Raw genomic sequence first — 6,389 nt, 5'->3', positions numbered from 1 at the left:
CCGAAGGTCACAGGTTCGAGTCCTGTTCCCGCTACTACTTTTAAGAAACCACTTTTAAACAAGTGGTTTTTTTTATAGCCATATAACTTTATTACGCCACTAAAAAAGGGTACTAGCTCACTAGTACCCTTTTTTGATTTTATGCCATTAAGATTTCTTGTATCTCTTCCCACTCGAGCATCAATTCATCAATCTTGTTTTTCTTCTTCTCATAGTTACTAAAAAACTCAGCATCAGCCATTAATTTTTCATAATCAATAGCTAAGCGCTCATCGTCTTTAGCCACCTTCTTCTCGAGGTCTGCTATTTCACCTTCAATCTTACTCAATCGGTTTTGCAACGTCTTCTGCTTTTTCTGTTCTTCATATGAAAGTGCTTGCGGTTTCTTTTCTTCAACTTTAACCTTAACTTCCTCTACCACTACTTTCTTTTCAATCTCACGCATGTTCTGAGCATTTCGCTCCTCTAAAAAATAATTAATATCTCCTAAATACTCCTTGATTTTTTGATCCTTAAACTCATACACAAGTTGCGTTAGTCCTTGTAAGAAATCACGATCATGGGATACTAAAATCAATGTTCCTTTAAAATTCTCTAACGCTTGCTTCAAGACGTTCTTAGATTTTATATCTAAGTGATTGGTCGGCTCATCCATTAATAATACATTAATCGGTGAAAGTAACATCTTACAAAGTGCTAATCTATTTCGTTCACCTCCAGATAAAACTTTTACTTTTTTCTCTACATCATCACCTCTAAACAAAAAAGCACCCAACATATCACGTACTTTCACGCGATTAGCATCAGTAACAGCATCAAGCATTGTATCGAGTAACGTCTTCTCTCCGTCTAAGTAATCCGCTTGATTCTGCGCAAAATACCCTATTTGAACATTGTGCCCTACCTTTATTGTACCATTGTAGTCAAACTCATTTAAAACAGCTTTTATTAGCGTTGATTTACCTTGTCCGTTCTGACCTACAAAAGCAATCTTACTACCGCGTTCAACAAGTAAATTAATGTCCTTAAAAATAACTTTATCTCCAAAACGCTTCGTTACTTCGTCAATCTCCAAAACAACCTTTCCTGGATCAATACTAACAGGAAACGAAATATTCATTACAGCATTGTCATCTTCATCAACTTCAATACGCTCTACTTTATCTAACTTCTTAATTAGCGATTGAGCCATTGATGCTTTTGTAGCTTTATATCTAAACTTCTCTATAAGTTTTTCTGTCTCTTCTATCTTTTTTGCTTGATTCTTTTGAGCTGCTAATTGAATTTCTCTTAATTCCTCTCTCAATACTAAATATTCAGAATAAGGCTTATTAAAATCATATATTTTACCTAATGAAATCTCAATCGTACGATTAGTAACATTATCCAAAAACATCTTATCGTGAGAGATAATCACAACAGCGCCAGGATACGACTTCAAAAATTGCTCCAACCAAATAATACTCTCAATATCTAAGTGATTCGTCGGCTCATCGAGCAATAACACATCATTGTTTTGCAACAATAACTTAGCTAACTCAATACGCATACGCCAACCTCCAGAAAAAGTATCTGTAAGATTATTAAAATCCTCCCGTCTAAAACCAAGTCCCAATAATACACGCTCAGTATTACCGACATAATTGTATCCTCCTATAATCTCAAAACGATGCGTTAAGTCACTCAATTTTTCGATTAATTCACTATACCCTTCAGATTCATAATCGGTACGTTCTGCCAATTGCTTATTGACAAACTCTAACTCTGCCTCGACAGCTTTAATCTCTTTAAAGGCTTGGTAAGCTTCATCTAAAACTGTACGCCCTGGTACAAACTCAATATCCTGTCTTAAAAAACCAATTTTTAGATCCTTCTCCATCGCTATGCTACCAGTATCAGGTTCCATATCACCTGACAACAACTTTAGCATAGTTGACTTTCCTGCTCCATTCTTACCTACTAAACCTACTCTATCACCAGCACCTATTCTAAATGTTACACTTTCAAACAAGTACTCACCTGAAAAGGAAACAGAAAGATTATGAATATTCAACATAATTATTTATTTCTTTATTTTAAATTTTTTATACCTATGAATCGACAAGTTCTCTTCTAAAGGTTCTCCATTTTCTATATTATTATACAATCGCTCAGCTAAGAATGGAGCAAGTAACACCCCTCTAGTCCCTAGACCATTCAACACATGTATTCTATCCGACTCCAAACTTCTTCCAAGAAGTGGCCGTCTATCTTTAACCGTTGGTCGAACTCCTGCCGTGTGCAAAACTACTTCAAAATCTAGATTAATTATATCTTTAAGTCCATCAATTAACTCTTGCTTGGCTTTCTCAGTTGGAGTATCTGACTTGTCTTCCCAATTATAAGTTGCACCTACTTTGTAAATATCATCACCGATTGGTATAATAAACACATTTGCTTTAAGCATAAAATCAATCTTTAAGTCAGGTATCTTTACAAGCATTAATTCCCCTTTTGTACCATCTAAAGGCAAATCTTTGAAATAAGGATTGTTGAGTAACCCAAAACCTTCAGCGAATACAATATGACGAGCAATAAGATCATGATAAATAACAGAAGTATCATTGAAAGACAAAGCATCGTAATCAAAACATTCTTTGCGATAACAACCTATAGACGTAAGGTAGTTGCGATAATGAGTAATCAGATCATGCGTCTCTAAATAACCTGTATCATTTACTTGTCCATACCCAAATGGTGCTTCCACGCCTGACAACTGCATACGCGACAAAGAAGGTACCAGAAAACGCTCTAATGAGGGCTTGTCTGCGGCACAGAACCAGTTATTTTGTTCTTCAGCAGACAATAACCGTCTAAACAATGGCATAGGATGCAAAAACTTAATAGCCAACTTAGCTTCTAAGCGTTTATAGAAAGGGATTGCTAAATCCAACTGTTCATTAATCTTCCACACCTCAGTAAATCGCTTTAAAACAACAGGATTATACATACCTCCAGCTATCCACGAGGAAGAACGCCCTTCGTTATCTATCACAACGACTTTTTTTCCTTGACTCAACAATTTTTCAGTAAAACAAATACCTGCCAACCCAGTACCTACAACAATATAATCAATCATAACACCCTTTTAAACAACAAAGCTCTTACCTAATTTAATAGATAAGAGCTTTGTAAATTAGTGATTACAAATTTAGTAATTCCTAATTTAATATTTCCACATATCATCTTCTAGGTTGCGAATTAACTCTCTAATACGCTCTCCTTCAAATAATTTTTGTAAATCATTACCTTGGATATAGTCATCTATACGTCTGTCTCCAAATTGATTATCCGCTTTATAGATAGTCGCACTAAAACGACGTGAATTCAATAAGTGATCAAAATTGATAGGGTTCATTGGATTCTTAGGGTTAAACGCATAGTTTTGATACAACACATTACGTGCATCAGCAAAGAAAATCCAGAATAGCTCTACGTGATTTTCATGAGCAGTACCTTTAGTATAAATATCAACAACTACTGGAGCTATCCCTAACAAACGATATTTTAATTGTCCTTCATTACGATCAAAATACCATAATCCTTTAATGCGATAATCTGTAACATCAGAAGGTCTCAATTCTGTACGATCAATATACTCTGCAGGAATTGCTTCCCCAGCATTAGCGTACTCAATACCAATATCCGTTGTATCTACTTTTACAAAAGAAGACTCTATATCTTTCAACATACGTTGGTTAGTAAACTCACTACTATCATATACTTCAGTAATAGCACCAGACTTAACACCATCTAGTAATACTTGAAACAATGATTTTTGATCATTTCCTTCTACCTCATCAATAGGGAAATAATAAGATTCATTCGCCTTTTCAGACAAAGAAATGTTTTCCCAAACCATAATACCAAACAATACATCATTATCATTTATATGTCCGTAAGGAATAGGGCCATCTGAAGTAATTAATATATCTAATAAGGACTTTTGTCCAATCTCACTAGCAGATTTTGCATTCAATAAGTTTGCCTGTGCAAAAGACCCTATTGAAAACAAAGAAAACATTACGATTAGTGATAAACTTTTCAAATTCATATTTTTCTAAATTTTCTTTCTTTAAACTTAAGAAGTAATTATTTAATTTCAAACGTACAAGGAGCAGTTTTTTTCAATTGATAACCGCCACCACCTTGTAAATTTGCTTTAATATCAGAAATAACAACAACGTCACCAATACGAGCTCGTTTAATTGTTGCTTTCGCACGGTCATTCATGCGGTTACCATAAACAACTACACTTGGGTGACCTGGTACTTGAACAACGAAGCTGCTCACAGACAATTTAACATCAAAGTCAAAGTCTTCTAATTTAGCACCAATTGTAACTACCTGAAGATTCTCTCTACTACCAGATGCAGCATATTCTCCACGAACAGTACCTCTAGGTGCAGGAATATCTTTAATTCTAAACACTTTGGTATCACGTGCAGCCTTACCATCATCAAAAGTACCACTCACATTAATAGTAACCTCTCTACCTCCTTGTGGACGCAAAATATACTTACCATTTCCTACTTTATTCAATCCTGGAGCTGATGCCATCACTTTACTATCCGGAATTCCTGCAAACGAAATCGATATTGGGTTATCTACCCCTCTATAGACTACATTCATCTTGTCTGCCGAAATTGTAGCACTATTTGGTCTACTGACCACAACATAAGATCCTTTAAAATCCACTGGAACTTCTTCGCCTTCTTCAATGAAAACAAATTTACCAGTAAAATTATGCTCTCCTACACTATTTGCAGGAAGGTTCAATTTAACTTGTCCGTTCTCCAAAGATTTTGACAAATCCAATTCTTTACCGTTAACAAAAACCTTCTTAGGTACAGTATTATCATATCTACCTAAAGCTACGGTACTAGAATAATTATCCCCCACGTAGTAAACAGACTTATCTGGAATAATTAATGCCGAATAATTCTTCATCGAAGCTGATTCAATAAGTTTATTACCTAATAATAGGTTATACATATCCTGCTCTAACATACGTGCATCGTTTTGCATCGCAGATAATTTTGTCAAAGATGCTACAGCTGGAAATCCTTGAAAATTATAATTCAAATACGGCTTCTCAACACCACTGCGATCTTTAATATCACTTAGATCGTAGTTTTTATTAAACTTCTCCTTTACGTGCTTATAAGAAACGTCATCTCCTAAAAGAGTATTAACTTCCTTTTTATAATCCTCTATCGTATTGATAAAAGCTTGTCCCTCTTCAGATAAACGATCACCTTTGAACCATAAATTATCAATCACATCACTCTTATCCATCATTTCAAACGGAAGAGATCCATCTGCCTCTTTATATTTATCGATAATCAAAGATTTTGTTACTCCAATTTTATTTACAAAAGCATCAGTAATCACTTGAATTTGTTTAGCCACATTATATGGCGTCGTAAATTTCGCTGGATCATCCATAGCCTTTTGCTCCAATTGTTTTAAAGATACCTCTTTATTATTTGTCGCTAAGGCCGTCGTTGTCTCCTCAATTTTTTCATTCACCATCCCAAAAGCTGATAAAACCTCTCTTGACATCTGAAGTGCCATCATTGCGATAAACACTAAATACATCAGGTTAATCATCTTTTGTCTAGGTGTCAATTTTTGCTGTGCCATAATCTATAACAGTTTTTAAATTATAAATTAATTAGCATTTCTTCCAGACCCCATCGCAGATAGCATTCCTCCATACACGTTGTTTAGAGAGGCTAAATTTTGAGTTAACGCTTGCATCTGCTCCTGTAACTTCACATTATTTTCTGCTACTGACTTATTAATTTCTGCATTTGAAGTAGCACTTTCTAATTGTACTTTATACATTTTATTCAAAGACTCTAATTGCTGTGCAGCCAATGTCATCTCTTGAGCGTATTTTTGAGTTGAAACCATTGAATCTGCAGAAGATGAAATACCTTTTGAAGCAGATTCAAAGTTTCGAATACTGTTACCCAAACTATTCATCAACTCACCATCGATCTTAGCATCTTTTAACAACTGATCTAATTTTTTAGATAGTGATGCTTCAGCTTCTTCTGCGACAACAGCAACCTCTTTACCTTTTTTAACTTGACGAGCTTCCCCATCTTTTAACTCTGGATATACTTTTGTCCAATCTAATTCATCATCGACAGGTTCAAACGCTGAAATAGCGAAAATAACTGCTTCAACAACTAATCCGATTGTCAACATTAAATTTCCCGTTAACGGACCGATCTCCATATGAGTGATCTTAAATAAAGCCCCTATAATAACGATTGAAGCTCCCATTCCATAACAGAAGTTCATAACTTTTTTTGAGATTGCCATAACCTAATACTTTT

The 6,389-nt window shown here is 34.9% G+C and carries 5 protein-coding genes; all 5 read right to left on the bottom strand.

What is annotated here, in order from left to right:
* Positions 1 to 139: 139 nt before the first annotated feature.
* The 5 genes from GJV77_RS11700 to porL all read right to left on the bottom strand — a co-directional run bounded on the left by GJV77_RS11700 (position 140) and on the right by porL (position 6,375).
* Positions 140 to 2,056 (bottom strand): ABC-F family ATP-binding cassette domain-containing protein, encoded by a 1,917-nt coding sequence (locus tag GJV77_RS11700; protein ID WP_155036544.1) that lies wholly within the window; start codon positions 2,054 to 2,056, stop codon positions 140 to 142.
* Between the two features lie 6 nt (positions 2,057 to 2,062).
* Entirely contained in the window at positions 2,063 to 3,118 is a 1,056-nt protein-coding gene (locus GJV77_RS11695) for an NAD(P)/FAD-dependent oxidoreductase (RefSeq protein WP_155036543.1), read from the bottom strand.
* Positions 3,119 to 3,205: 87 nt separating this feature from the next.
* Positions 3,206 to 4,093 (bottom strand): type IX secretion system ring subunit PorN/GldN, encoded by an 888-nt coding sequence (gene porN / locus GJV77_RS11690; protein ID WP_155036542.1) that lies wholly within the window; start codon positions 4,091 to 4,093, stop codon positions 3,206 to 3,208.
* A gap of 38 nt (positions 4,094 to 4,131) precedes the next feature.
* Positions 4,132 to 5,685, bottom strand: coding sequence for a type IX secretion system motor protein PorM/GldM (gene porM / locus GJV77_RS11685; protein ID WP_155036541.1), 1,554 nt, complete (start codon positions 5,683 to 5,685; stop codon positions 4,132 to 4,134).
* Between the two features lie 27 nt (positions 5,686 to 5,712).
* Positions 5,713 to 6,375, bottom strand: a complete 663-nt coding sequence (gene porL / locus GJV77_RS11680; protein WP_155036540.1) for a type IX secretion system motor protein PorL/GldL — start codon at positions 6,373 to 6,375, stop codon at positions 5,713 to 5,715.
* Positions 6,376 to 6,389 lie beyond the last annotated feature (14 nt).

This window comes from Myroides pelagicus (assembly GCF_009711055.1).
GTDB lineage: Bacteria > Bacteroidota > Bacteroidia > Flavobacteriales > Flavobacteriaceae > Flavobacterium > Flavobacterium pelagicum.
The sequence above is the reverse complement of the archived record's forward strand: the minus strand, read 5'-3'. Positions and strand labels throughout refer to the sequence as shown.